The following is a 22,464-nucleotide window of genomic DNA, read 5'->3' as shown; positions in this document are numbered from 1 at the left end:
TTAAGTATTTGTAGCAAATATTAAAGGATTTCATATAAAAATAAATCAAATAGGGGGAGGGGCAATTCGTGAATTACCCCTCTATAGGAACGATGTACAAATCCGGTTAATTAAACTAAATCGGGAAAAACTTCTCGAACAGCCGGATGAACTAAATGATGATTTTCAACATTTAATCCTTTAGCTAAAACTGGGTTTAATTCTAATGCCTTAATTCCTTTATCAGCTAACTGAATCACATAGGGTAAGGTACTATTATTCAGGGCTTGGGTTGCTGTCCAAGGCACAGCCCCAGGCATATTGGGAACCCCATAATGAATAACACCTTCTTCGGTATAAGTAGGATGGGTGTGAGAGGTCGGACGTAGGGTTTCAATACATCCGCCCTGATCCACCGCTACATCCACAATCACAGAACCGGGGCGCATTTGAGCGACAGTAGAACGAGAAACTAATTTAGGAGCGCGTTTTCCTAAGATTAAAACCGCACCAATTAATAAATCAGCTTGAGGAACACTTTCTTCAATTTGAGACGGATGACTATAGAGTAATTCCACACTCGAACCAAAGACTGTTTCTAAATACCCTAACCGATCCAAATTGACATCTAAAATTTGCACCTTTGCCCCCATTCCGATAGCAATTCTGGCCGCTTCAGTCCCCACCACGCCGCCGCCTAAAATTACAACTTTCCCGGCTTTTACCCCCGGAATTCCGGCTAAAAGTACGCCTCTGCCTCCCTGTTGTCGTTCCAAATAACGGGAGCCAAACTGAATAGATAAACGTCCGGCGATGATACTCATGGGTGTTAATAAGGGTAATCGACCATCGGCAAGTTCTACGGTTTCATAGGCGATCGCCTGGACACCACTTTGAATTAAATGTTCGGTGAGTTGTCGGTTGGCCGCCAGATGGAGATAGGTAAACAGCAGTTGATTTTTTTGGATGAATTCATATTCGGCGGGTAAAGGTTCTTTGACTTTAACCACGAGTTCCCGACTCCAAGCATCCGTCGCAGAATTAACGATTGTAGCCCCGGCTCGTGTATAATCGCGATCGCTAAACCCTGAACCCTCCCCTGCACCTGTTTCTATAAAAACTTGATGACCTCGTTCCGTGCAAACCCTGACACTATCAGGATTCAAGCCCACCCTAAATTCCTGATCCTTGATTTCTTTGGGAATACCGATTTCCATAAATTCTGATTTCTCATAAGTGTTAATTAGATTTTTACACTGGATTTGAAAATCTATAAGACTTTTGATATACCAAGAACGATATTCCTATAAAACCCACCCCAAGCCTGATTCCGGGTTTATAAGGGACATGAAATTTGTCTAACCCCTAGACATTTAGAATCTTTTCGGTAGAATCAGAACAAAAAATCTAAGTAACGTAAACATACAAACCGTTTTTGGAGGATAGACCCATTACACTAGCTATACATTCATCCAATGTTTCAACTGCGTCCCACGCTAACCAGTCCAGCCTCAAAATTTGGGGACGTCAACCCCTAGCAGGTCATGTGGGAATTAGCGGGGCTAAAAATTCTGCTTTGGTCTTAATGGCGGGTGCATTACTCTGTTCCGAAGATTGTCGGCTACGGAATGTTCCGTCTTTAGCCGATGTCAATAGCATGAGTGAGATTCTCATGGCCTTGGGTGTCAAAATTGACCGCCAGGCTGACATCATCGACATTAAGGCGGGTGAGTTATCAGAATCCCAAGCACCCTATGAACTGGTGAGCCAACTGCGGGCCAGTTTCTTTGCTATTGGGCCAATATTAGCTCGTTTAGGGGTAGCCCGGGTTCCCTTACCTGGGGGATGTGCTATTGGAGCTAGACCTGTAGATCTTCATGTTCGTGGACTTCAAGCCCTGGGTGCGGAAGTACACATTGAGCATGGCATTGTTCATGCCCATGTAGCGGGGGCTAACCCTCGGCTGAAGGGTGCTCGCATCTATCTGGACTATCCCAGTGTCGGGGCGACGGAAACTTTGATGATGGCGGCCACCTTAGCAGATGGCGAAACCATCATTGAAAATGCGGCTCAAGAGCCGGAAGTCATCGATTTAGCGAATTTCTGCCGGGCCATGGGAGCCAGAATTCATGGGGCGGGAACTAAAACTATTATCATTTCTGGGGTTCCCCGTCTGCATTCTGCCGATTATTCGATTATTCCTGACCGAATAGAAGCCGGAACTTTTTTAATAGCTGGGGCGATTACCCGCTCTGAAATCAGCCTATCCCCCATTATTCCAGGACATTTAACTCCTGTACTGGCTAAACTTAAAGCCATGGGTGTCAAAATCCGCATGGAAGGGCTAAACCATTTAAGTATTCTGGCTGGGGAACAGCTAAAGGCGACGGATATTGAGACCCTACCCTATCCCGGCTTCCCTACGGATATGCAAGCCCCCTTTATGGCTCTGTTAACGCTGTGTCAAGGCAATAGTTTGATCAGTGAAACGGTATTTGAAAATCGTTTTGGTCATGTTCCTGAACTCAGTCGCATGGGTGCTGATATTCGGGTTAAAGGGAATACGGTTTTAGTCCGAGGTGTTCCTTTGCTATCGGGTGCTCCAGTCACAGCGACGGATTTACGCGCTTCTGCTGCCTTAGTTCTAGCAGCCTTAGCCGCGGAAGGAGAAACTACGATTCAAGGATTAAAACATTTGGATCGCGGTTATGAACAATTGGAAGCTAAACTCCGAAAATTGGGTGCTAAACTTGAGCGTTTTGATCCTACACCTACGGAGTAATCAGTTATCAGTAAACAGTTATCAGCATAAGACTTAATATTTCTGATAGCTGTTTACTAGCAACTGGTACGGACGGGTTCTTTTAGATCTTTGTTAATTACTTAAATCTTGATGAACCCGCCCCTACAACTGATAATGGGTAACTGATTACTGATGACTGATTACTGATGAAATTTCAACGTTCAACATTAATTTTAATGGGTTTAGCCTTGGGTTTGACTGGGGCTGTTTATCTGTTTGAAATTCAGGAGAAAACACAACAACAAGAAATTCAAGCTAAACAACAACAAATTTTTTCTTTTCCCAAGGATGAAATTCAATCTTTTACTATTACAACTCCCCAACAAACAGTTATCTTGGAACGGGTAACTAACGCCGATGAGTTAAAAAAATCTCCTTGGAAAATCACCGCACCGATACAATTTTTGGCTAATCCTGCTTCAGTAGATTATTTGCTCAGGGAATTGTTTAAAAATCAAAGTAATCCCTCGGATGTTAACTCAGGAATTCAGAAGTTAACGATTTCTGCTGAAAAAATTAAGGATTATGGGTTAGATACCGTAACGGATAAAATAGAAATTAAACTTAAAAATAATACCATCCATAGATTAAGTTTAGGGAACATCGATTTTCGCGGAGATTCTTTATATGCTCAAATTGATTCCCCTCAATCTTCTGGAAAAGAAGTCAGTATTTTAGTAATTTCTAAAGATATTTTATCTACTATTAATCGTCCCCTGGAGGAGTGGAAACTTCCCCCGGAAATTCCCCAAACACCTCCTACACCTCAACCGACTCCTACACCTTCAGTTAGTCCGAAATAATGCTAATTTATTTGTTAGGAGTGCGCTGAAGCGCAACAACGAGCGCAATAAAAAAAGTATGATAACCTAACCTAGTAATTTTATACTGGCATAAATTAACCCAAAAAATCGTGAATTTAGAATCAGAAATATTTGCCATAAACTTAGCCAGTCGATTTGCTGCATTCGGCTTAAAATGTGTTGTACAAGAGTATCCTCATGTTCAATATTATTGGTTAGAAAGTTCCCGGGATTTGATTCCCCATCGACAACTTAATCCCGCCTTTTATGGCTGTTTAGATTGGCATTCGGCGGTGCATAACCATTGGATGTTAACTAGGTTAATTAGATATTTTCCCCAGGCAGATTTTGTCTCCTCTGCTCGAGAAATTTTAACCCAAAATATCACCCCGGAACATATTAAAATTGAAGCTAATTTTTTACAATCTCAGCCTAGATTTGAATGTCCCTATGGGTTGGCTTGGTTTTTACAATTAACAGCCGAACTCACTGAATGGGAAGACGAACAGGGTCAACTCTTATTAGAATATTTACAACCTTTAGAAACCGTTATTATTAATAATATTCACAACTGGTTATTGAATTTATCCTATCCCAACCGCACCGGATTACACAATCAAACGGCTTTTTCCTTGGGATTAATTTGGGATTGGGCAACCCTTACTCAGGATCAACAATTATTAGAAGAAGTTGAATATAAAATCCAAAAATTATATTACCATGATTACAATTATTCCCTTCAGTTTGAACCCTTGGGTGATGATTTTCTCTCTCCTTGTCTAGCAGAAGCTGATTTAATGCGCCGGGTTCTGCCCGCTTCTGAATTTGGAGAATGGTTAACTATTTTTTTACCCGAACTTTCCCAAAAATTAGAAACCGATTGGTTTTCTCCGATTATTATTAATAATCCTGAAGATTACGGACAATCCCATTTTGATGGGTTAAACTTGAGTCGGGCGTGGATGTTAGAAGGAACAATCTCGGGTTTATTACCCACAGATACCCGCATCCCCGCTTTACAAAGCATAGCAAATCTTCATCACGAAGTCGGGTTAAAGCCTGTATCTGGTAATTTCTATGGCGGCAGTCATTGGTTAGGAAGTTTTGCCGTTTATCTAGGAACAAAAAGAGGTTTAAATTGCAACAAAAAATAATCAATTATTTTTATTTGCCCATAATATTTGCGATAAAATAGCAAATGCGCCTGCGCGGTTAGGACAAAGAATGATTGAAACCTTTTCCTTCAATGTTCCCTGTTCCCTGTTCCCTATTCCCTGTTCCCTGTTCCCTGTTCCCTCTTATATGACTGAACTCAGACAGAATCTAATTACCAGAGATTGGGTAATTATTGCCACTGAAAGGGCAAAACGACCCGATGAATTTGCCAAAACTGAAACCCAACTTATTCCTACTCCTGAATATCGTTCTAATTGTCCCTTTTGTCCAGGGAATGAGTTGTTAACTGGAAGTCGAGAAATATTGCAGTTATCAGATGATTTAAACTGGCAAGTTCGCGTTGTTTCTAATAAGTATCCTGCTTTATCTCCTGAAGGTGAAAGAGTCCGAGAAAGCGATGGCATTTTTCACTCTTTATCAGGGTTTGGGTTTCATGAAGTAATAATTGAACACCCTCGCCATGATTTAACAATGGCGTTAATGGAAATCAAAGATATAGCAAATATTATTCGAGTTTATCGCCAACGTTATATTGATGTTCGCCAAGATGCACGGGTAGAAACTATTATTATCTTTAAAAATCATGGTCAAGGAGCGGGAACTTCTTTAGAACATCCTCACTCCCAAATTGCTGCAATTCCCCTTGTTCCCTATCAATGGCGTGACCGCGCCAGGGAAGCTATTCGCCATTATGATGATACCGGAGAATGTATTTTTTGTCGGACTTTAAAGGAAGAATTACAAGCCCAACAACGCATTATTTTTACCAGTGAACATTTTGTAGCTTTTATTCCCTATGCCGCCCTTTCTCCTTTCCATACTTGGATTTTTCCCCGTCGTCATAGTTCCTCTTTTGATGAAATTACTGATGAGGAAATCTTGGATTTAGCTAAAACTTTAAAAAATGTTCTAGCTAAACTTTACTATGGATTAAATAATCCCGATTATAACTATACAATTCGTTCTATTCCCACCGCCGAACAGCGCACGGATTATTCCCATTGGTATATTGCCCTAATTCCTCGGGTGTCCTTATCCGCCGGATTTGAATTGGGCAGTGGGATGTATATTAATACGGCTTTACCGGAAGAAAGTGCGGTGTTTTTGCGTTCGGTTAAAGTTCCTCCTGATATTATTAGCTAGAAGCCGCAATTTCCGCTAATTCCAACCATCTTTCGGTGGCATTATCAATTTCTAGGATAATATTTTCCACCTGTTGATGGAGGTCTTGAACCTTAGAAACTGCCCCGGGAGGAGCTTGATAGAGTTGTTTTTCTAAGTCTATTTTTTTTGCTTCTAATTCAGCAATTTTTGTCTCTAACTTTTCATATTCTCGCTTTTCCTTAGAAGATAATTTACGCTGTCCACTTTTATCCCAGGAATAGCGTTGAGACTTGTCCCCATCTGGAACCGCAGATAAGGTTTTTTCTTCGACTTTTACCCCTTGACGGCTTAACTCTAATTCCTCGGCTTTTTTATAATCTAAATAAACCGAATAATTCCCGGGATATTGTCGTAAAATGCCCCCAGATTCAAACGCAAAAATGGTTTCAACAGTTCGGTCTAAAAAATAGCGGTCATGGGAAACTACAATTACACAACCATTAAAATCCTCTAAATAATCTTCTAAAACCGATAGGGTTTGAACATCTAAATCATTTGTCGGTTCATCTAAAATCAACACATTGGGCGCACTCATTAACACCCGTAATAAAAATAATCTTCGTTTTTCCCCCCCAGAAAGTTTGTTTAAGGGAGAATATTGTTGATTCGGTGGAAACAAAAACCGTTCCAACATTTGCGAGGCTGTAATCTGGGTTCCATCGGCGGTTTTGACAAATTCTGCGACTTCTTTTAAGTAATCAATCACGCGCTGATTTTCGTTCATCGCCGCCAATAAATCCTCAGAATGTTGGTCAAAATAACCGATATGAATAGTTGACCCAATTTCTACTATTCCCTCGTCTGGTTTTACTCGACCCGTAATCATATCCAATAAAGTTGATTTTCCTACCCCATTTCCCCCAATAATTCCTAAACGGTCATCGGGGTTAAAACTATAGGTAAAATCTTGAATTAAAGGGCGATTATCATAGGACTTAAAAACATGATTTAATTCAATAACTTTTTTACCAATCCGACGCCCGGGGGTAGAAATTTCAACTTTCCCCTGGACTTGTTTAAATTCCATATCTTGCAGCCCTTCAACCCTTTGAATCCGGGCTTTTTGTTTGGTACTCCTAGCTTTTGGCCCCCGTCTTAACCACTCTAATTCCCGACGTAAAACCCCCCGATGTTTGCGTTGTTGACTAACAGCAACATCCTCGGCTTCGGCTTTCTTTTCTAAAAAATAAGAATAATTTCCCGCATGGGTAAATAAATCCCCCCGGTCTAATTCTAAAATTCGATTAGTTACTTGGTCTAAAAAGTAGCGGTCGTGGGTAATTAATAATAGAGCCCCGCGATAATTTTTCAAATAATCTTGTAACCATTCAACGGAAGCCGCATCTAAATGGTTTGTGGGTTCATCCATTAACAAAACATCCGGTTCTACTAATAACGCTGTTGCTAAAGCAATGCGTTTGCGATATCCCCCGGATAACTGGCGAATCGGAGTGTCAAAATCTTCTATTCCTAATTTTGTTAAAATAATTTTAGCTGTGTTTTCTAGTTCCCAAGCATTGGTGGCATCCATGCGTTGCATGACTTGGGAAAATCGGGTTAATAGTTGGGAATCTTCGGGATGTTTTGCTAATTTATGAGATAGGTCTTCATACTCTTGAATTAGGTGCATTTGTTCGCCACTATCGGCAAAAATTTGTTCTAAAACCGTGAGGTTTTCATCTAAATTGGGTTGTTGCGGTAAATAGATAACTTTTGCCCGGGGATTAACCCAAAGTTGCCCTTCATCAATTGATTCTTGTCCCGCAATCATTTTTAATAAAGTAGATTTTCCTGACCCATTGGTTCCAATTAAACCGACTTTATCTGTGGCATCTAAACTAAAGTTTGCATCTCGGAGAATTTCTTTGGTTCCAAATTCTTTTTTAACGGATTGTAAGGTAAAAATAGACATAAGTGTTAAGAGATTAAAAATAGATAATCGTAGCCGAATCAATTAATTCACAGGAATCTAGTATAATTATACTATGAAATAGTCGATCTTACACCGATGACAATAGGTAAAGTATAATGCCAGCAGATTTACTGTCTCGAATTTCTATTGACCCTAATATTTGTTTTGGTAAACCCTGCATTCGGGGTCATCGCATTTGGGTGTCTCTAATCTTGGATTTTTTAGCCAGTGGAGTCACCATTGAATACCTTTTAGAAGAATATCCTGGAATAGAACGAGAAGATATTCTAGCTTGTATTGCTTATGGTGCTGAAATGTCGCGTAATTTTTATATAGAAATTCCGGTCATATCTCGCTAATTAGTCATAAAATGAAAATCAAACTTGATGAAAACCTAGGTAATATTCGTGTTGTAGCACGCTTACGTTTAGCAGGTCATGATGTTGAAACTGTCAGAAGTCAAAATCTGAGTTCAACGGACGATTTCAGTTTAATTAAAATTTGCCATTGTGAGGGAAGATGTTTAATTACTTTGGATAGAGGGTTTAGCAATTCCTTCCGCTATAAACCCTCTAATTATTCAGGAATTGTGGTTATCCGTTTACCTTCTTCGCCTACTCCGCAGGATTTAGATCAAGCAATTGATACCCTAATTAGTGGGTTAGAGGAAGCAGAATTAGAAGGTAAATTATGGATAATTCAAAAAAACAAAATTTGGGAATATCAACCATCACAAGAGTCTGAACGCTAACGGTTATTCATAACTCATTTCTGTCAGATTTCCTAAATTAAATAAGAAGGGAACCATACTTTTATTATCCCCATTCATAATTAACACTTTGGGCATTTCCGAACCGCCCTGTTTCCATGCTTCAATTGCTTCTTTTTGTAAGACTAATTCCCCTCCCGTTGCTTTCAATGTTTCGGCTAATAACCTTTGGGCTTCGGCTGTTCCTTTGGCTCGGTTAATATCAGCTTGGGCTTGTTGTTCGGCTTCCTGGGCAATATAAACCGCCCGTTTTGATCTTTGTTCAGCAATTTGTTTTTCTTCAACTGCCTTAGCAAATTCAGGAGAAAATGACAAATCAACTACACTGGTATCTAAGACAATAATTCCATATTTATCTAATCGTTCATTCAAGGCTTGATCAAAATCTGATTTTAATAATTCCCGTTGAGTAATTGCTTCTTCAATGGTTCGTTTAGCCGCCGCAATTTTAAAGCATTCTTGAGTTTGGGGAGCTACCACTTTAGAAACAACATTTTGTAAGGTTCCCTGTTCTCGTCTAATCCTAACTACCTGTATCGGGTCAAGCCTAAAGTTAATGGCAAAACTCGCTGATAATTGTTGTAAATCTTTGGTAGAACTTTGAGCCGGAACTTCAAATTTTTGGACGGTCAAATCATAAATATCAACCGCAGAAACTAAGGGGGGTTTAAAGTGGATTCCTTCTAATAATACCCCATCTTGAGCTTTTCCTAAAACACTCAATACCCCCGCTTGACCTGGGTTAATAATCACAAAAGAATTGACCGAAATTAAGGCTAATACGGCTAAGGCAATTCCCAAAAAAATACTGGTTAACCCAGCTTGAGGTTCTGCACTTTTCATAAAACTAACTCCAATTGATAAAACAATTATAGCGTTATTGATCAAATCTGAACCACAGCTAAGGTTAATCCGATAGGATTGATTATTGTTTACAAAACTTTCTTTGCCTGGTTTCTTCAGAATCTTGCCAGTCATATCCATAATGACTAAAGGCATTAATTTGAGGAATTGTGGCATAAATATCCGCCATTTGCTGTTGTAAAGAAGGGCGATTTTTAATTGATTTTCCCCAATCTCCCGCTAGGGCTGGAATCACTTGAGTTCCTGGGGGAGCTTGAGTTACAACTTGCTGCACTTGAGCGGTAATACAATTCACTTGACCACAGACAGCATAGGACATGGGATGCCATTCTATAGAGGGAGAAAATTGATCCCAAGGCTGCATTCGAGAGTCAAATCCCATCTGCCCAATTCTGCGATTTCCTTCGGGAAAAAATACCGCCCCGGCGGGAATTCCTTGGCTTTGTACGGGTTGACTGACTAGGGCTAAAAAATCTAAAACTCCTTGTCTGGCATGGGCAACACTCAGCCGCCATAATTGTAGTTGTAAGGTTTCTCCCATCTTGGGAATAGATGCTAAGGTTTTCCACTCTTTTTCATCAGGCCAATAGGGTTTATCCTTTTCATCAGGATACTTTTCATTCACTGTTTTAACATCAATTTCGGTAATAAATCCTTGCTGTAAAAATCGCTGCATCAAGTCTCGTCCTTTCTGACTACTGGCTCGATTTAAAAATGCCTGTTGAGCATATTCTCCATAAATCCATAGGTCTTTTACTTTGGAGGCAACGGAATCTGCTCCCAACCCTTTAGGATAGCGAACATAATCAAATAAAACGCCATCGGGACGACGTTGTAAGATAGCATTTAATAGGGTTAAATAATCTTGTCTGGCTACGGGATGATAGGGGTCAACAAACCCTTGATTGACAAAACTTTCTCCATATTCGTCTATTTTGGTCTGGTCTAAAACTGCCGTTGTGGTAGTTTCTCCTTTCCCATTGACGGCTAAAACCGATGTTCGATCCGGTTTTAAGGTGTAAGTATAGCCATAATTTAACATAAACATCCAAGCATAGACTTTTAAGCCTCGTTGCCTACCTTTTTGAATGGTTTCTGCTAATAAATCTTGGTTTTCCGTTCCAGGTATTCGGATGGCTGCTGGCCATGCTGTGGGATTTTTACTTGAAGGTAATAACACTTGACCGTCATAAAATACTTCTAAATAAACTTTGTTATAGCCTCTATTAATAATATTATCTAAAATTCGATCAATTTCTCCGGTTCTCGTATCACAGGGATATAATCTTAACCAAATCGCTTGATTTTTAGGATTAATTTGTTGACGACATTGATTGACTTGTTGCGCGTGTTGAGTTAGAATAATATTATAGTTTTTAAGTGCTTGTGAATCTCCTGTTAATACGGCTTGTCGTAAACTTTCTTTTTGTGCGATCGCTTGGGGAGATAATTTGCACTGAGCTAGGGTTTGAGAATGGGCTACAGAAATTAACAGAAAGGGATTCAAGGAAATGGCTATCAAAAAGTTTAATAATAACCCTAAAAAATGGCGTTGCTGAATCATTAAATTTGACATAAAATTTTATTGAATTTTACTACATTTTCAAGTATTCACCACGTTCCAAATAAAATCAGTAGGGAAACACACTAATAATGGATACGGGCAAGTTTATCCAGACTATAGAAACCGCCCCTAAAACGGATCAATAAACAGAGCAATAATAGAGACGCGCCGTGGCACGTCTCTACAGTAATCACTGATTATGCTCCCCGACTAACGGCGGTTTCGACTTGTTTAAATTCTTGTTCCAAACGTTCTTTTAATTTATCGGGGATGGGACGGTTGGGATAGGAGCTATAATGACCAGCTAGGGCGTTGAGGGCTGTACGCATAGTTGTAAACGAACTCAGGGTCGTTACAGCAGTATCCCGACGGTAACGGGCGATAAATTCGTTAATGAGCTCCTTGGCTTGACCTTGAGCTTCTAGCTTCTCCGGTGCATCTTCAGGTAACAGAATCGCGGTTCTCAGGCTATCGACAACGGCTAAAGTATCTTTAGAATAAGTGCCCGTTAACATCCCCGAGGGACTCCCACCGCATCCGACTAAAGTAATGGCGGCCACGAGAACCAGGGCTAACAGACGAGAAATGTATTTTTTCATGTGCTTTATTACAATTGGCATTAAAAATTATAATCAAAATCCGGGTCTATCCCCATATTAAAATGGATTTTTCTTTGTTTCTCCCTATTTTTGATGAACAATTGGGAAAAATTATTACAAAAATTTCTCTAAAAAAGTTTCAACTTCTGTTAAAGTAGGTTGGGCTGCAATCGCACCGGGTTTTGTTGTGGTTAATGCCCCGACTGCACTGGCAAACCTAACTATTTTTTCAGCTATTTGAGGATTATTAATAGATTCTATTCCGAGTTGACAGAATTGATAAATAATTCCTGCGGTAAAACCATCTCCGGCTCCGGTTGTATCGACCACATTAACAGAAAATGCGGGTATTTTCCCATAATTACCTCCTAAATAGTAGGTACAACCCCGTTCTCCGGCGGTGACAAATACTCCTTGAATTTGTAACTGTTTAGCGATCGCTTCTGGATCTACGGTATTAAATAATAATTCTGCTTCTTCGTCGGTTAATTTCAGAAAATCGGCATTTTGAACAAAGTTTAAAATGAGTTTAATTGCTTGATCTGGATCTTGCCAAAACATCGGTCGCCAGTTAATATCAACAAATAATTTAACTTTATAATTTTTCGCTAATTTAAGGGCTGTTAATATAGCGTCTTGACTCGGTTGATAGGCTAATTCTAACGTTCCTAAAACCAGGAATTTTGCGGTTTTAAATAAGTCTTTTGGTAGTTGTTCTGATTGTAAATAAGTATCAGCAAATTCCGTGGTTTTTCGCTCTCCAAATCCTGCAAAACTGCGATCGCCTTTTGCATCTCTAACCACATAAACAATCCGAGTCGGCGCGCTAGAATGGCGTTGAACTCCCGTAATATTAACCCCAGTTTTAGTTAATAATTCCACTAATTGATCTCCCGATTGATCTTCCCCAATACAGCCAATAAAAGCCGTGGGAATCCCTAATTTTACTAATCCACAAGCAGTATTAGCCGGAGCGCCTCCAGGGTAATCCGTCCAAAATTCCACGGTTTCTAAGGGTTTTCCTAATTCATCCGATAACCGATCAAATAGGATTTCACCCATACAAATTACTTGCGGATGAGTCATAATAGTTTACAACAATTAACATTCTAAACTATTGTAGGCTGCGTAAGCAACGCGCACACACCCTAAATTTTATTTTACTCAAACCTTTACAACCTCTACTAAAATTAAGGCAAAATATGAAAAGCCATCCCATGCCCGTAATCACCTAATGGCTATGCAGAAAACGGGCTATTTTTGAAACCCCTCGATTAGTTTTACCCTTTTTTGTTGTGCTATAATCACGGCAGCCACAACTCAAAGATTGAGTGATTTTACTCAACCCTAATGATTTCTCTTGGGATGGCGATCGCCCCCAACAATAGATTGATTATAAAAGATTTTTATTAATCCTGAAGTCGTGAGCATTAATGCCGCGATCAATTCACTTATTCTTTCCCCACTACCCAAACATTATGGTAACTACATCTCTCCCTCCCAACACCGACGATCTCGATGTCTCTCAACTCCTTGAAATACTCAATGCCTTCGAGAAAGGCGATTTTTCTGTCCGAATGCCGATCAATAAAACGGGATTAGCCGGCAAAGTCGCCGACAAACTCAACGATGTTATTGAGCGCAACGAACTCATGGTGCAAGAATTTGAGCGCATCAGTACGGTAGTCGGGAAAGAGGGCAAAAGCACCCAACGGGCTACCGTTAATAATGCGAATGGCCAATGGATGGACGCGATTAACTCCATCAATATGTTGATTAGCGACTTGGTGCAGCCCATGGCAGAAACCGCCAGGGTGATTCGGGCTGTGGCTAATGGTGATTTATCCCAGATTATTCCCTTAGATATTGATGGCAGACAACTCAAGGGAGAATTTCTCCAAACAACCCAGACCATTAACACGATGGTAGAGCAGTTGAGTTCCTTTGCCTCTGAGGTGACACGGGTAGCACGGGAAGTGGGAACAGAGGGGATTTTGGGGGGACAAGCCGAGGTGAAAGGCGTTGCCGGAACTTGGAAAGATTTGACCGATTCAGTTAATTTAATGGCAGGGAACCTGACAGCACAGGTGCGGAATATTGCCGATGTGACAACGGCGGTAGCCAATGGGGATTTGTCCAAGAAAGTCACAGTAGACGTGAAAGGGGAAATTCAAGAACTCAAAAACACCGTTAATATCATGGTGGATCAACTGAGTTCCTTTGCCTCTGAGGTGACGCGGGTAGCGCGAGAAGTCGGAACCGAAGGCAAATTAGGCGTACAGGCACAAGTACCCGGAGTCGCGGGGACTTGGAAGGATTTAACTGATTCAGTAAACTCAATGGCTGGTAATCTCACAGCCCAGGTGCGAAATATTGCCGATGTGACAACGGCTGTAGCGAATGGGGATCTCTCCAAGAAAGTCACAGTAGATGTGAAAGGAGAAATTCTGGAACTGAAAAACACGATTAACCGGATGGTGGATCAACTCAGTTCCTTTGCCTCGGAAGTCACCCGGGTAGCGCGAGAAGTGGGTGCGGAGGGGATTCTGGGGGGGCAAGCCGATGTAAAAGGGGTGGCTGGTACCTGGAAAGACTTAACCGAATCCGTCAACTTTATGGCCGGGAGTTTAACAGCCCAGGTGCGAAATGTGGCAGAAGTGACGACTTCCATCGCCAATGGTGACTTATCTAAGAAAATTTCCGTTGATGTCAAAGGCGAAATGCTGGAGTTAAAAAACATCATTAACAGCACCGTTGATCGGTTGAACTCCTTTGCCTCTGAAGTGACACGGGTGGCGCGAGAGGTGGGAACCGAGGGTAAATTAGGAGTACAGGCAGAAGTCAAAGGCGTGACCGGGATCTGGAAAGACCTGACCGATAACGTTAACTCAATGGCGGGTAATCTCACATCCCAAGTGCGGAATATTGCCGAAGTGACCACCGCCGTCGCTAATGGCGACCTCTCCAAGAAAGTTACAGCCAGTGTCAAGGGCGAAATTTTAGAACTGAAAAACACCATTAATACAATGGTAGATCAGTTAAATTCCTTCGCGTCTGAAGTAACACGGGTAGCGCGAGAAGTAGGAGCAGAAGGCATTTTAGGCGGACAAGCGGATGTTAAAGGGGTGGCCGGAACTTGGAAAGACTTAACCGAATCCGTCAACTTTATGGCCGGGAGTTTAACCTCCCAAGTGCGGAATATTGCCGAGGTAACGACGGCCGTAGCTAACGGTAATTTATCCAAGAAAATTACTGTAGATGTTAAAGGAGAAATGTCCGAGTTAAAGAGCACCATTAACATCATGGTGGATCAACTTAATTCCTTTGCTTCGGAAGTGACACGGGTGGCGAGGGAAGTGGGAACAGAAGGAAAATTGGGGGTACAGGCAGAAGTCCGAGGAGTGGCCGGAACTTGGAAGGATCTCACCGACAATGTAAATTCAATGGCGGGTAATCTAACATCCCAGGTGCGAAGTATTGCCGAAGTGACAACGGCGGTGGCTAATGGCGACCTCTCCAAAAAGATTATCGTCGATGTCAAAGGGGAAATTTTAGAACTAAAAAACACCATCAACACGATGGTAGATCAACTTAATTCCTTTGCCTCTGAGGTGACACGGGTGGCGCGAGAAGTGGGAACAGAAGGCAAACTAGGAGTACAGGCAGAAGTCCGAGGGGTGGCAGGTACCTGGAAAGACTTGACAGATAGTGTGAACTCAATGGCAGGTAGTTTAACCGCTCAGGTGCGGAATATTGCCGAAGTGACAACGGCGGTGGCTAATGGTAATTTATCTAAAAAAATTACTGTGGGTGTTAAGGGAGAAATGCTGGAGTTAAAAAACACTATTAACATCATGGTGGATCAACTCAATTCCTTTGCTTCCGAAGTAACTCGCGTTGCCCGTGAAGTAGGCGCGGAAGGAAAATTAGGAGTACAGGCTGAGGTGAAAGGGGTTGCTGGTACTTGGAAAGATTTGACTGATAATGTCAACTTTATGGCAGGCAGTTTAACCGATCAAGTGCGGAATATTGCCGTAGTCACATTAGCGATCGCGAATGGTGATCTCTCCAAAAAAATCACCGTCGATGTTAAAGGGGAAATTCTGGAACTGAAAAATACTATTAATACGATGGTAGATCAACTTAACTCCTTCGCCTCGGAAGTAACGCGGGTGGCACGGGAAGTGGGAACAGAAGGTAAATTAGGGGGTCAAGCCTATGTGCGGGGGGTTGGCGGTACCTGGAAAGATTTAACTGATAACGTTAACTTGATGGCCGGGAACTTAACAGGGCAGGTGCGGAATATTGCTGAAGTCACGAAAGCGGTAGCAAATGGGGACTTATCTAAAAAGATCGCCGTTGATGTTAAAGGCGAAATGCTGGAACTGAAAGATACTATTAATACGATGGTGGATCAACTTAACTCCTTTGCTTCTGAAGTAACACGGGTTGCCAAAGAAGTAGGTACGGAAGGAAAACTGGGGGGACAAGCGGAGGTTAAAGGGGTCGCGGGTACTTGGAAAGATTTGACCGATTCTGTAAACTTAATGGCCAGTAATCTCACGGCCCAAGTGCGGGGAATTGCGCGAATTGTGACCTCGGTGGCGAATGGGGATTTGAAACGCAAACTGGTATTAGAAGCCAAGGGAGAAATTGAAACCCTGGCAGATACGATTAACGAGATGATCGATACCCTGGCTACCTTTGCCGATCAGGTGACAACGGTGGCGCGGGAGGTCGGTATTGAAGGCAAATTAGGCGGTCAGGCAAAAGTGCCCGGAGCGTCGGGGACTTGGCGCGATTTAACCGACAACGTGAACGAACTGGCCGCGAATTTAACCACCCAAGTCCGAGCTATTGCTGAAGTTGCGATCGCAGTAACAAGAGGCGACTTAACCCGATCAATTGCGGTTGATACTCAGGGTGAGGTTGCCGTCTTGAAGGATAACATCAACCAGATGATTGCCAACCTCCGCGAAACCACTCAGAAAAATACTGAGCAGGATTGGTTAAAGACTAATTTGGCCAAATTTACCCGGATGTTACAGGGACAACGAGATTTAGAAACCGTATCAAAATTAATTCTCTCCGAATTGGCTCCTCTGGTATCCGCACAACATGGCGTATTTTATCTGATGGATTCGTCAGTAGGAGCGCAAGCATACCTGAAACTCCTCAGTACCTATGCGTTTAATGAACGGCAACATCTAGCTAATCGTTTTCAATTAGGTGAAGGCTTAGTCGGTCAATGCGCCTTAGAAAAAGAGCGAATTTTACTGACTCGCGTTCCCCGTGATTATATCCGCATCAGTTCGGGTTTAGGGGAAGCACCCCCGTTAAATGTGGTGGTGTTGCCAATTCTATTTGAAGGCCAAGTAACAGCCGTAACGGAATTAGCATCTTTCGATCGCTTTAGTGAAATTCATTTAACCTTCTTAGATCAATTAACTGAAAGTATCGGGATTGTTTTAAATACAATTGCGGCCGGAATGCGAACCGAAGAACTACTCAAACAATCTCAATCTTTAACAGAAGAATTGCAGAGTCAACAAAAAGAACTTACCGAAACTAATAAACAATTAGAACAAAAAGCTAAATCATTACAAACCTCAGAAGAACTCTTGAAAAACCAACAGGAGGAACTGCAAAACACCAACGCAGAATTACAAGAAAAAGCCAAATTACTCTCCAATCAAAATGAAGAAGTAGAGCGTAAAAACCGAGAAATAGACCTGGCTCGATTAGCAATAGAAGAAAAAGCAACTCAACTCGCCCTCACGTCTAAATACAAATCCGAGTTTCTGGCGAATATGTCTCACGAGTTGCGAACACCTCTAAACAGCTTACTATTATTAGCTCGATTGTTGAGCCAAAATAATGACGGCAGTTTGAGTGAAAAGCAAGTTGAATATGCCGCAACAATTCACTCGGCAGGCACAGATTTATTAGCCTTAATTAATGATATTCTTGATCTAGCCAAAATCGAATCCGGTACAATATCCGTCCAGCAAGAGTATTTACCCTTACCCGAACTAAAGAACTTTATTGAGCGTACTTTTACCCAAGTCGCGCAAGAACGTCACTTGAAATTTACAGTTGAGTTCCATGCTAATTTACCCCGAACTATTTACACCGATGTTAAACGGCTTCAGCAAATTCTGAAAAACCTACTCTCCAACGCCTTTAAATTTACAGAAAAAGGAGAAGTTCGATTATCCGTAGCGACGGTGACTCAGGGATGGGGAATGGACGATCAGAGTCTGAACCAAGCCAAACAGGTAATAGCTTTTGCCGTGAGTGATACGGGTGTTGGGATTGAATTAAGCAAACAAAAAGTCATCTTTGAAGCATTCCAGCAGGCAGACGGCACAACTTCCCGCAAGTATGGTGGTACAGGTTTGGGTTTGTCAATTAGCCGCGAAATTACACGATTACTCGGTGGTAAAATTACCCTGGTTAGTCAGTTCGGAAAGGGGAGCACTTTTACCCTTTACCTACCACAAATTTATCAAGAAAGTAAACCAGAAACCGTGGCTGCGATCGCGCCATCTGCCTCAGCTACACAGATCCCCGACTTCTTGGAGAAGTCGGGGATCTCGTCGCCTCCCCCAGTTTCAACGCCATCTTCAGGTTATAGTTCGCTTTTAGATGATCGCGATCAGATTGTGGCAGGTGATCGAACTTTATTAGTAATTGAAGATGACGACTCCTTCAGTCAGATATTAGTAGAACTTGGACACAACCAAAGCTTTAAAATCCTAGTTGCTACTCAAGGAGAAATCGGGTTAAGACTCGCACACCAATACAAACCAGACGCGATTATTCTCGACATTGCCCTGCCAATTCTTGATGGTTGGGTGGTTCTCGATCACCTTAAACATGATCTCACTACCCGACATATTCCCGTTCATATCATCACCATAACCGAGAGAGATCATCATCAGGGTTTGCGACAAGGAGCCGCATCTTTTTGGCAGAAACCAATTAGTAATGAACAATTAAATCAGGTGTTTGCCCGGATTCAGGATTCAATCAAACAAGAGCCGCGCCATTTGTTACTGGTAGCATCCGAGGTTAACCAACAGCAACAATTTACTGAGCTAGTTAGCAATCAGAATGTTCTTATAACTGCGATTAATAATGGCACAGAAGCATTAAATTTACTGCAAACTCAGCCCTTCGATTGTCTCATAGTGGATCTAAGCCTAGCCGACATGGATGGCATTAGCTTGATTCAACATATTCGTGAGGAAAACGCGAAAAAGGACGCTTTTGAGTATTTGCCGATCATCGCCTACGCGAACCCGGACTTATCCGATCAACAAAGAGTAATCTTAGAACAGGCAGACGCGGTAATTGTGTTGAAAGAGGAGTTCGCCATGCCCCATCTGTTCGACAAAACAACACTAATGCTCCATCAACCGATCGAGCAACTTTCAGCCAAGCAGCAACAATTACTCAGAGAGTTACAGCAGAAAGCTCCTGAGTTGCGCGGTAAGAAAATACTAATTGTCGATGATGATGTGCGAAATGTTTTTGCCCTCACCAGTATGCTGGAATCCTTCCAGTTAAAAGTGATCTATGCTGATGGTGGAGCCAATGGAATTGCCCTGCTGCAAAGCACCCCTGATGTTGATGTGGTGTTAATGGATATTATGATGCCAGAGATGGATGGCTATGAAGCGATTCAAGCGATCCGGCAGATTGAGTCTTTCCAACGATTACCAATTATTGCTCTGACGGCTAAGGCAATGCAGGGCGATCGACAAAAATGTTTAGAAGCAGGCGCCTCCGATTATATTCCTAAACCCGTCGATATTCAGCAACTTCTTTCACTATTGCGGGTTTGGCTTCGGTGTTAGGAAAGTAGCCGAATTAATTTGACCGGGCGGTTAAAACCGCGTCTACACAGACGAAACCCGCCTGCGCGGGTTGAATTTCTTCAGTCCGCGCAGGCGGACTTTGTTTATGTAGTCGCGATTTCAATCGCCCAATCAATCTAATCTGGAGCATCCCACGAATGGGCAACATTGTGTTAGAGTCGAGTTTTAGATAACTTTAACTAATATGAAAAATAGTTCTCAAGTCAATATTCTGATAGTAGATGATCGCCCTGCAAATCTGATGGCGTTGGCAGAGACATTAGCGCCATTGGGACAAAATGTAGTGAAAGCAAATTCTGGGGAAGAAGCTTTAAAACATTTGCTGCAAGATGAGTTTGCCGTCATTTTATTAGATGTGCAAATGCCAACAATGGACGGATTTGATCTGGCTAAAATTATTCATTCCCGTCCCGCAAGCAGCGACACACCCATCCTTTTTATCACCGCGATTAGCCGCGAGGAAATGTATGTTTTAAAAGGTTATTCAGTCGGAGCCGTTGATTATTTATTAAAGCCGATCGTCCCAGAGATTCTTTTAGCAAAAGTGGTAATTTTTATTGATTTATTCAATAAAAAAAACGAACTGAAACAGCAAGCAGAAAAACTGCAAGCAGCGAATAAGTATTTACAAGAAAAAGAACAGGAAATCAGTCGAATTAACCATCAAAAAGAATTAATTCTTAATGCCGTTGGCGAAGGAATTTACGGTGTAGATGCCCAAGGTCAAACAACATTTCTCAACCCCGCCGCCGCCAAAATGTTGGGTTACACTTCAGAAGAATTGATTGGTAAATCAGAATGCCTGATTTTGCATACTGACTTCATAAATAATGAGAATCATGGTTTACTGTGTCCAAGTTGTGCTTCTTTACAAGATGGCTCTGTTCACAATTATGAGGGACAATTTCAACGTAAAGACGGTTATTCTTTTCCAGTAGAATATATAAGTACACCCGTATTAGAACAAGGAAAAATTGTCGGTGTAGTGATTACCTTTAAGGATATTACTGAGCGGCGTAATATTGAACAAATGAAAGAAAATTTCATTTCTTTTGCAAGTCACGAATTACGCAATCCACTGACTGTGATTCTAACCTCTCTCAAACTTCTAAGCATAGGAATTTACGCTCAAAATCCCGAAAAAGCTCAAAGAATGCTAGAACTTGCCCTAGAGGAAACCGAGCGCATGATTCAATTGGTTAAGGATCTTCTCGACGTACAACGTCTGACTGCGGGTAAGTTTATCCTGAATACAAAACTTTGTTTGGCATCCGACTTGATGCAGCAGGCGATCCACGATGTTCAGAGTTTGGCAGATAAGTCGGAAGTCATCTTGAAGGTTGATCCTGTTTCTGTTCAAGTTTCGGCTGATCCAAAAGCCATCGATCTGACTCTGACAAATTTACTCAGTAATGCGATCAAATTTTCCCCACCCCATGCCACAGTTTATTTATCCGCAGAAGTTATTGAAAGCCGTGAAAGATTGCCGCGATCGTTTCAGTCTAAAATCTCTTTACCCTGTCTTCTGTTTAGAATCGAAGATCAAGGCCGGGGTATTCCCTCGGATAAATTAGAGATCATTTTTGAACGATTTCAACAAATTAATGTATCCGATGCGAGTGAGAAAAAGGGTAGCGGACTCGGTTTAGCTATCTGTAAAAGTGTTGTGGAACAACACGGGGGATTAATTTGGGCCGAAAGTGTTTTAGACCAAGGAAGTCTTTTTTACTTCACATTGCCGATACAAACAACATAAATTGATGTCAAGACGGTTTCTAAAGGTTTTCCTAGTATTTGAATTGGATATAGGCTGAAGACTAAAAACAACGGAAATACAAATCTATTTACCAAATTAATAAAAGATTTAAAACAAATCCCGGTAAAATATCTTCTCCCGATAAAGTGGTTGGATTTTCTAAAATTTCTTTTTCTCTCCCCTGATGATAAATTTCGACTTGACGGTTTTGGCGGTTAATTAACCAACCTAAACGAGAACCATTATCAATATATTCCTGCATTTTATCTTGTAGGGGTTTTAAAGAATCACTAGGCGATCGCAATTCTATGATAAAATCAGGGCAAATTGGCAGAAATTTCTCTTGCTGTTCGGGGGTGAGAGATTCCCATTTTGCTAAGGGTATCCAAGCCGCATCTGGGGAACGATCTCCACCATGAGGAAGTTTAAAACAAGTAGAAGAATCAAAGACAATTCCTAATTGAGTTTGTCGGTTCCACAAACCCAAATCTAGGTTAATATCTGAGTTTCGTTTTCCCGTTCCCCCTCCGGTGGGCGGCATAATAATTAAGTCTCCTTTGGCGGTTCGTTCTAATTTTAATTCGCGGTTGGCGACACAAATTTGATAAAATTGCTCATCGGTAATTGGGGCAGTTTCTGGATTATTTAAAATTAATGCCGTCATATTTTTATCTCCTTAATTTAACTCACATTAATATTCCTCGATCTTTTTCCTGATTTTACCCTAAAAGTAGATTAAACTGTGAAACCGAAGAATATTACCAACGGAAAAGTGCTTTCATCGGTGGCGGAGCCTCATGAACAGGGTTCTCTGGTAGAACCTGGGAACCGGGCAAAATTATTCACTCCATCCAGGTTATAATAAGTTGTCACTTGACAATTTGATCAGAATAAACTATAGTCAATACAAGCTCAGAATTTTATGTCTAGGAAAAAACATCCTAAGCCAGAAATTGAAGCAGCCTTGAAGTATGCTGAACAAAATGGATGGCGGATTGTAGAGGGTGGCTCTCATGCTTGGGGAAAGATTTACTGCCCTTACAATAACAATGATTGTCGCTGTGGAGAATTTTGTATTGCCAGTGTTTGGAGTACCCCTAGAAATCCAGGCAATCATGCTAAACTAATCCGTCGTGTTATCGATAACTGCACTGTTCATAATCAAACAAAAGAGAAAGAGGAGAACTAAAAA

At 41.5% G+C, this 22,464-nt stretch carries 16 protein-coding genes; 9 read left to right on the top strand and 7 right to left on the bottom strand.

Annotated features, from left to right (window positions below; translation table 11 throughout):
- Positions 1-110: 110 nt before the first annotated feature.
- Complete coding sequence (gene ald, locus PL9631_RS17435; protein WP_083622281.1) at positions 111-1,196, bottom strand: alanine dehydrogenase; 1,086 nt, start codon at positions 1,194-1,196, stop codon at positions 111-113.
- A 218-nt stretch (positions 1,197-1,414) separates the two neighbouring features.
- On the opposite strand from ald, the gene murA reads away from it, so the two are divergent.
- From murA to galT, 4 genes are all read left to right on the top strand, one after another.
- Complete coding sequence (gene murA / locus PL9631_RS17430; RefSeq protein WP_083622278.1) at positions 1,415-2,761, top strand: UDP-N-acetylglucosamine 1-carboxyvinyltransferase; 1,347 nt, start codon at positions 1,415-1,417, stop codon at positions 2,759-2,761.
- Positions 2,762-2,928: 167 nt separating this feature from the next.
- A complete protein-coding gene (locus tag PL9631_RS17425; protein ID WP_083622276.1) occupies positions 2,929-3,585 on the top strand; it encodes a DUF4340 domain-containing protein in 657 nt (218 codons plus the stop codon).
- 110 nt (positions 3,586-3,695) lie between these two features.
- Positions 3,696-4,739 carry a DUF2891 domain-containing protein gene (locus PL9631_RS17420; RefSeq protein WP_083622274.1) on the top strand — a complete coding sequence of 348 codons (1,044 nt, stop codon included), beginning with the start codon at positions 3,696-3,698 and terminating at the stop codon, positions 4,737-4,739.
- Between the two features lie 148 nt (positions 4,740-4,887).
- The gene (gene galT / locus PL9631_RS17415; protein ID WP_083622309.1) at positions 4,888-5,904 is read left to right on the top strand and encodes a galactose-1-phosphate uridylyltransferase; all 1,017 of its coding nucleotides are present in this window, start codon (positions 4,888-4,890) and stop codon (positions 5,902-5,904) included.
- Here the strand turns inward: galT and PL9631_RS17410 are convergent.
- Positions 5,897-7,837 (bottom strand): ABC-F family ATP-binding cassette domain-containing protein, encoded by a 1,941-nt coding sequence (locus PL9631_RS17410; protein ID WP_083622273.1) that lies wholly within the window; start codon positions 7,835-7,837, stop codon positions 5,897-5,899. The genes galT and PL9631_RS17410 overlap by 8 nt on opposite strands.
- Before the next feature lie 116 nt (positions 7,838-7,953).
- On the opposite strand from PL9631_RS17410, the gene PL9631_RS17405 reads away from it, so the two are divergent.
- Together PL9631_RS17405 and PL9631_RS17400 are read left to right on the top strand one after the other, a co-directional pair.
- Positions 7,954-8,196, top strand: coding sequence for a DUF433 domain-containing protein (locus tag PL9631_RS17405; protein ID WP_083622271.1), 243 nt, complete (start codon positions 7,954-7,956; stop codon positions 8,194-8,196).
- An 11-nt stretch (positions 8,197-8,207) separates the two neighbouring features.
- Positions 8,208-8,588 (top strand): DUF5615 family PIN-like protein, encoded by a 381-nt coding sequence (locus PL9631_RS17400; RefSeq protein WP_042154316.1) that lies wholly within the window; start codon positions 8,208-8,210, stop codon positions 8,586-8,588.
- Between the two features lie 3 nt (positions 8,589-8,591).
- Here the strand turns inward: PL9631_RS17400 and PL9631_RS17395 are convergent, their stop codons facing one another.
- The 4 genes from PL9631_RS17395 to PL9631_RS17380 form a co-directional block, all read right to left on the bottom strand.
- Positions 8,592-9,449, bottom strand: coding sequence for a prohibitin family protein (locus PL9631_RS17395; protein WP_042157494.1), 858 nt, complete (start codon positions 9,447-9,449; stop codon positions 8,592-8,594).
- A gap of 82 nt (positions 9,450-9,531) precedes the next feature.
- Positions 9,532-11,046 (bottom strand): family 10 glycosylhydrolase, encoded by a 1,515-nt coding sequence (locus tag PL9631_RS17390; RefSeq protein WP_083622269.1) that lies wholly within the window; start codon positions 11,044-11,046, stop codon positions 9,532-9,534.
- Positions 11,047-11,231: 185 nt separating this feature from the next.
- Complete coding sequence (gene psb27 / locus PL9631_RS17385; RefSeq protein WP_083622268.1) at positions 11,232-11,633, bottom strand: photosystem II protein Psb27; 402 nt, start codon at positions 11,631-11,633, stop codon at positions 11,232-11,234.
- A 114-nt stretch (positions 11,634-11,747) separates the two neighbouring features.
- The gene (locus tag PL9631_RS17380) at positions 11,748-12,719 is read right to left on the bottom strand and encodes a carbohydrate kinase family protein (protein WP_083622266.1); all 972 of its coding nucleotides are present in this window, start codon (positions 12,717-12,719) and stop codon (positions 11,748-11,750) included.
- Positions 12,720-13,111: 392 nt separating this feature from the next.
- Between PL9631_RS17380 and PL9631_RS17375 the strand changes: the two genes are divergently transcribed.
- Together PL9631_RS17375 and PL9631_RS17370 are read left to right on the top strand one after the other, a co-directional pair.
- Entirely contained in the window at positions 13,112-19,495 is a 6,384-nt protein-coding gene (locus tag PL9631_RS17375; protein WP_083622264.1) for a HAMP domain-containing protein, read from the top strand.
- Between the two features lie 205 nt (positions 19,496-19,700).
- Positions 19,701-21,272, top strand: coding sequence for a hybrid sensor histidine kinase/response regulator (locus PL9631_RS17370; protein WP_083622262.1), 1,572 nt, complete (start codon positions 19,701-19,703; stop codon positions 21,270-21,272).
- An 88-nt stretch (positions 21,273-21,360) separates the two neighbouring features.
- Here PL9631_RS17370 and PL9631_RS17365 read toward each other — a convergent pair whose 3' ends face one another.
- Complete coding sequence (locus tag PL9631_RS17365; RefSeq protein ID WP_083622260.1) at positions 21,361-21,936, bottom strand: Uma2 family endonuclease; 576 nt, start codon at positions 21,934-21,936, stop codon at positions 21,361-21,363.
- A 258-nt stretch (positions 21,937-22,194) separates the two neighbouring features.
- On the opposite strand from PL9631_RS17365, the gene PL9631_RS17360 reads away from it, so the two are divergent.
- On the top strand, positions 22,195-22,461 hold the full coding sequence (locus PL9631_RS17360) for a hypothetical protein (RefSeq protein WP_083622258.1): 267 nt from the start codon (positions 22,195-22,197) through the stop codon (positions 22,459-22,461).
- The last annotated feature ends 3 nt before the right edge of the window (positions 22,462-22,464 follow it).

The organism is Planktothrix paucivesiculata PCC 9631, from assembly GCF_900009265.2.
GTDB classification, from domain to species: Bacteria; Cyanobacteriota; Cyanobacteriia; order Cyanobacteriales; family Microcoleaceae; genus Planktothrix; species Planktothrix paucivesiculata.
The sequence above is the reverse complement of the archived record's forward strand: the minus strand, read 5'-3'. Positions and strand labels throughout refer to the sequence as shown.

Bases quoted from the DNA above. Each gene is read 5' to 3' on its own strand.
- ald (WP_083622281.1), bottom strand. From the start codon at position 1,196: ATGGAAATCGGTATTCCCAAAGAAATCAAGGATCAGGAATTTAGGGTG.
- PL9631_RS17425 (WP_083622276.1), top strand. From the start codon at position 2,929: ATGAAATTTCAACGTTCAACATTAATTTTAATGGGTTTAGCCTTGGGT.
- galT (WP_083622309.1), top strand. From the start codon at position 4,888: ATGACTGAACTCAGACAGAATCTAATTACCAGAGATTGGGTAATTATT.
- PL9631_RS17410 (WP_083622273.1), bottom strand. From the start codon at position 7,837: ATGTCTATTTTTACCTTACAATCCGTTAAAAAAGAATTTGGAACCAAA.
- PL9631_RS17405 (WP_083622271.1), top strand. From the start codon at position 7,954: ATGCCAGCAGATTTACTGTCTCGAATTTCTATTGACCCTAATATTTGT.
- PL9631_RS17400 (WP_042154316.1), top strand. From the start codon at position 8,208: ATGAAAATCAAACTTGATGAAAACCTAGGTAATATTCGTGTTGTAGCA.
- PL9631_RS17395 (WP_042157494.1), bottom strand. From the start codon at position 9,449: ATGAAAAGTGCAGAACCTCAAGCTGGGTTAACCAGTATTTTTTTGGGA.
- PL9631_RS17390 (WP_083622269.1), bottom strand. From the start codon at position 11,046: ATGTCAAATTTAATGATTCAGCAACGCCATTTTTTAGGGTTATTATTA.
- psb27 (WP_083622268.1), bottom strand. From the start codon at position 11,633: ATGAAAAAATACATTTCTCGTCTGTTAGCCCTGGTTCTCGTGGCCGCC.
- PL9631_RS17380 (WP_083622266.1), bottom strand. From the start codon at position 12,719: ATGACTCATCCGCAAGTAATTTGTATGGGTGAAATCCTATTTGATCGG.
- PL9631_RS17375 (WP_083622264.1), top strand. From the start codon at position 13,112: ATGGTAACTACATCTCTCCCTCCCAACACCGACGATCTCGATGTCTCT.
- PL9631_RS17370 (WP_083622262.1), top strand. From the start codon at position 19,701: ATGAAAAATAGTTCTCAAGTCAATATTCTGATAGTAGATGATCGCCCT.
- PL9631_RS17365 (WP_083622260.1), bottom strand. From the start codon at position 21,936: ATGACGGCATTAATTTTAAATAATCCAGAAACTGCCCCAATTACCGAT.
- PL9631_RS17360 (WP_083622258.1), top strand. From the start codon at position 22,195: ATGTCTAGGAAAAAACATCCTAAGCCAGAAATTGAAGCAGCCTTGAAG.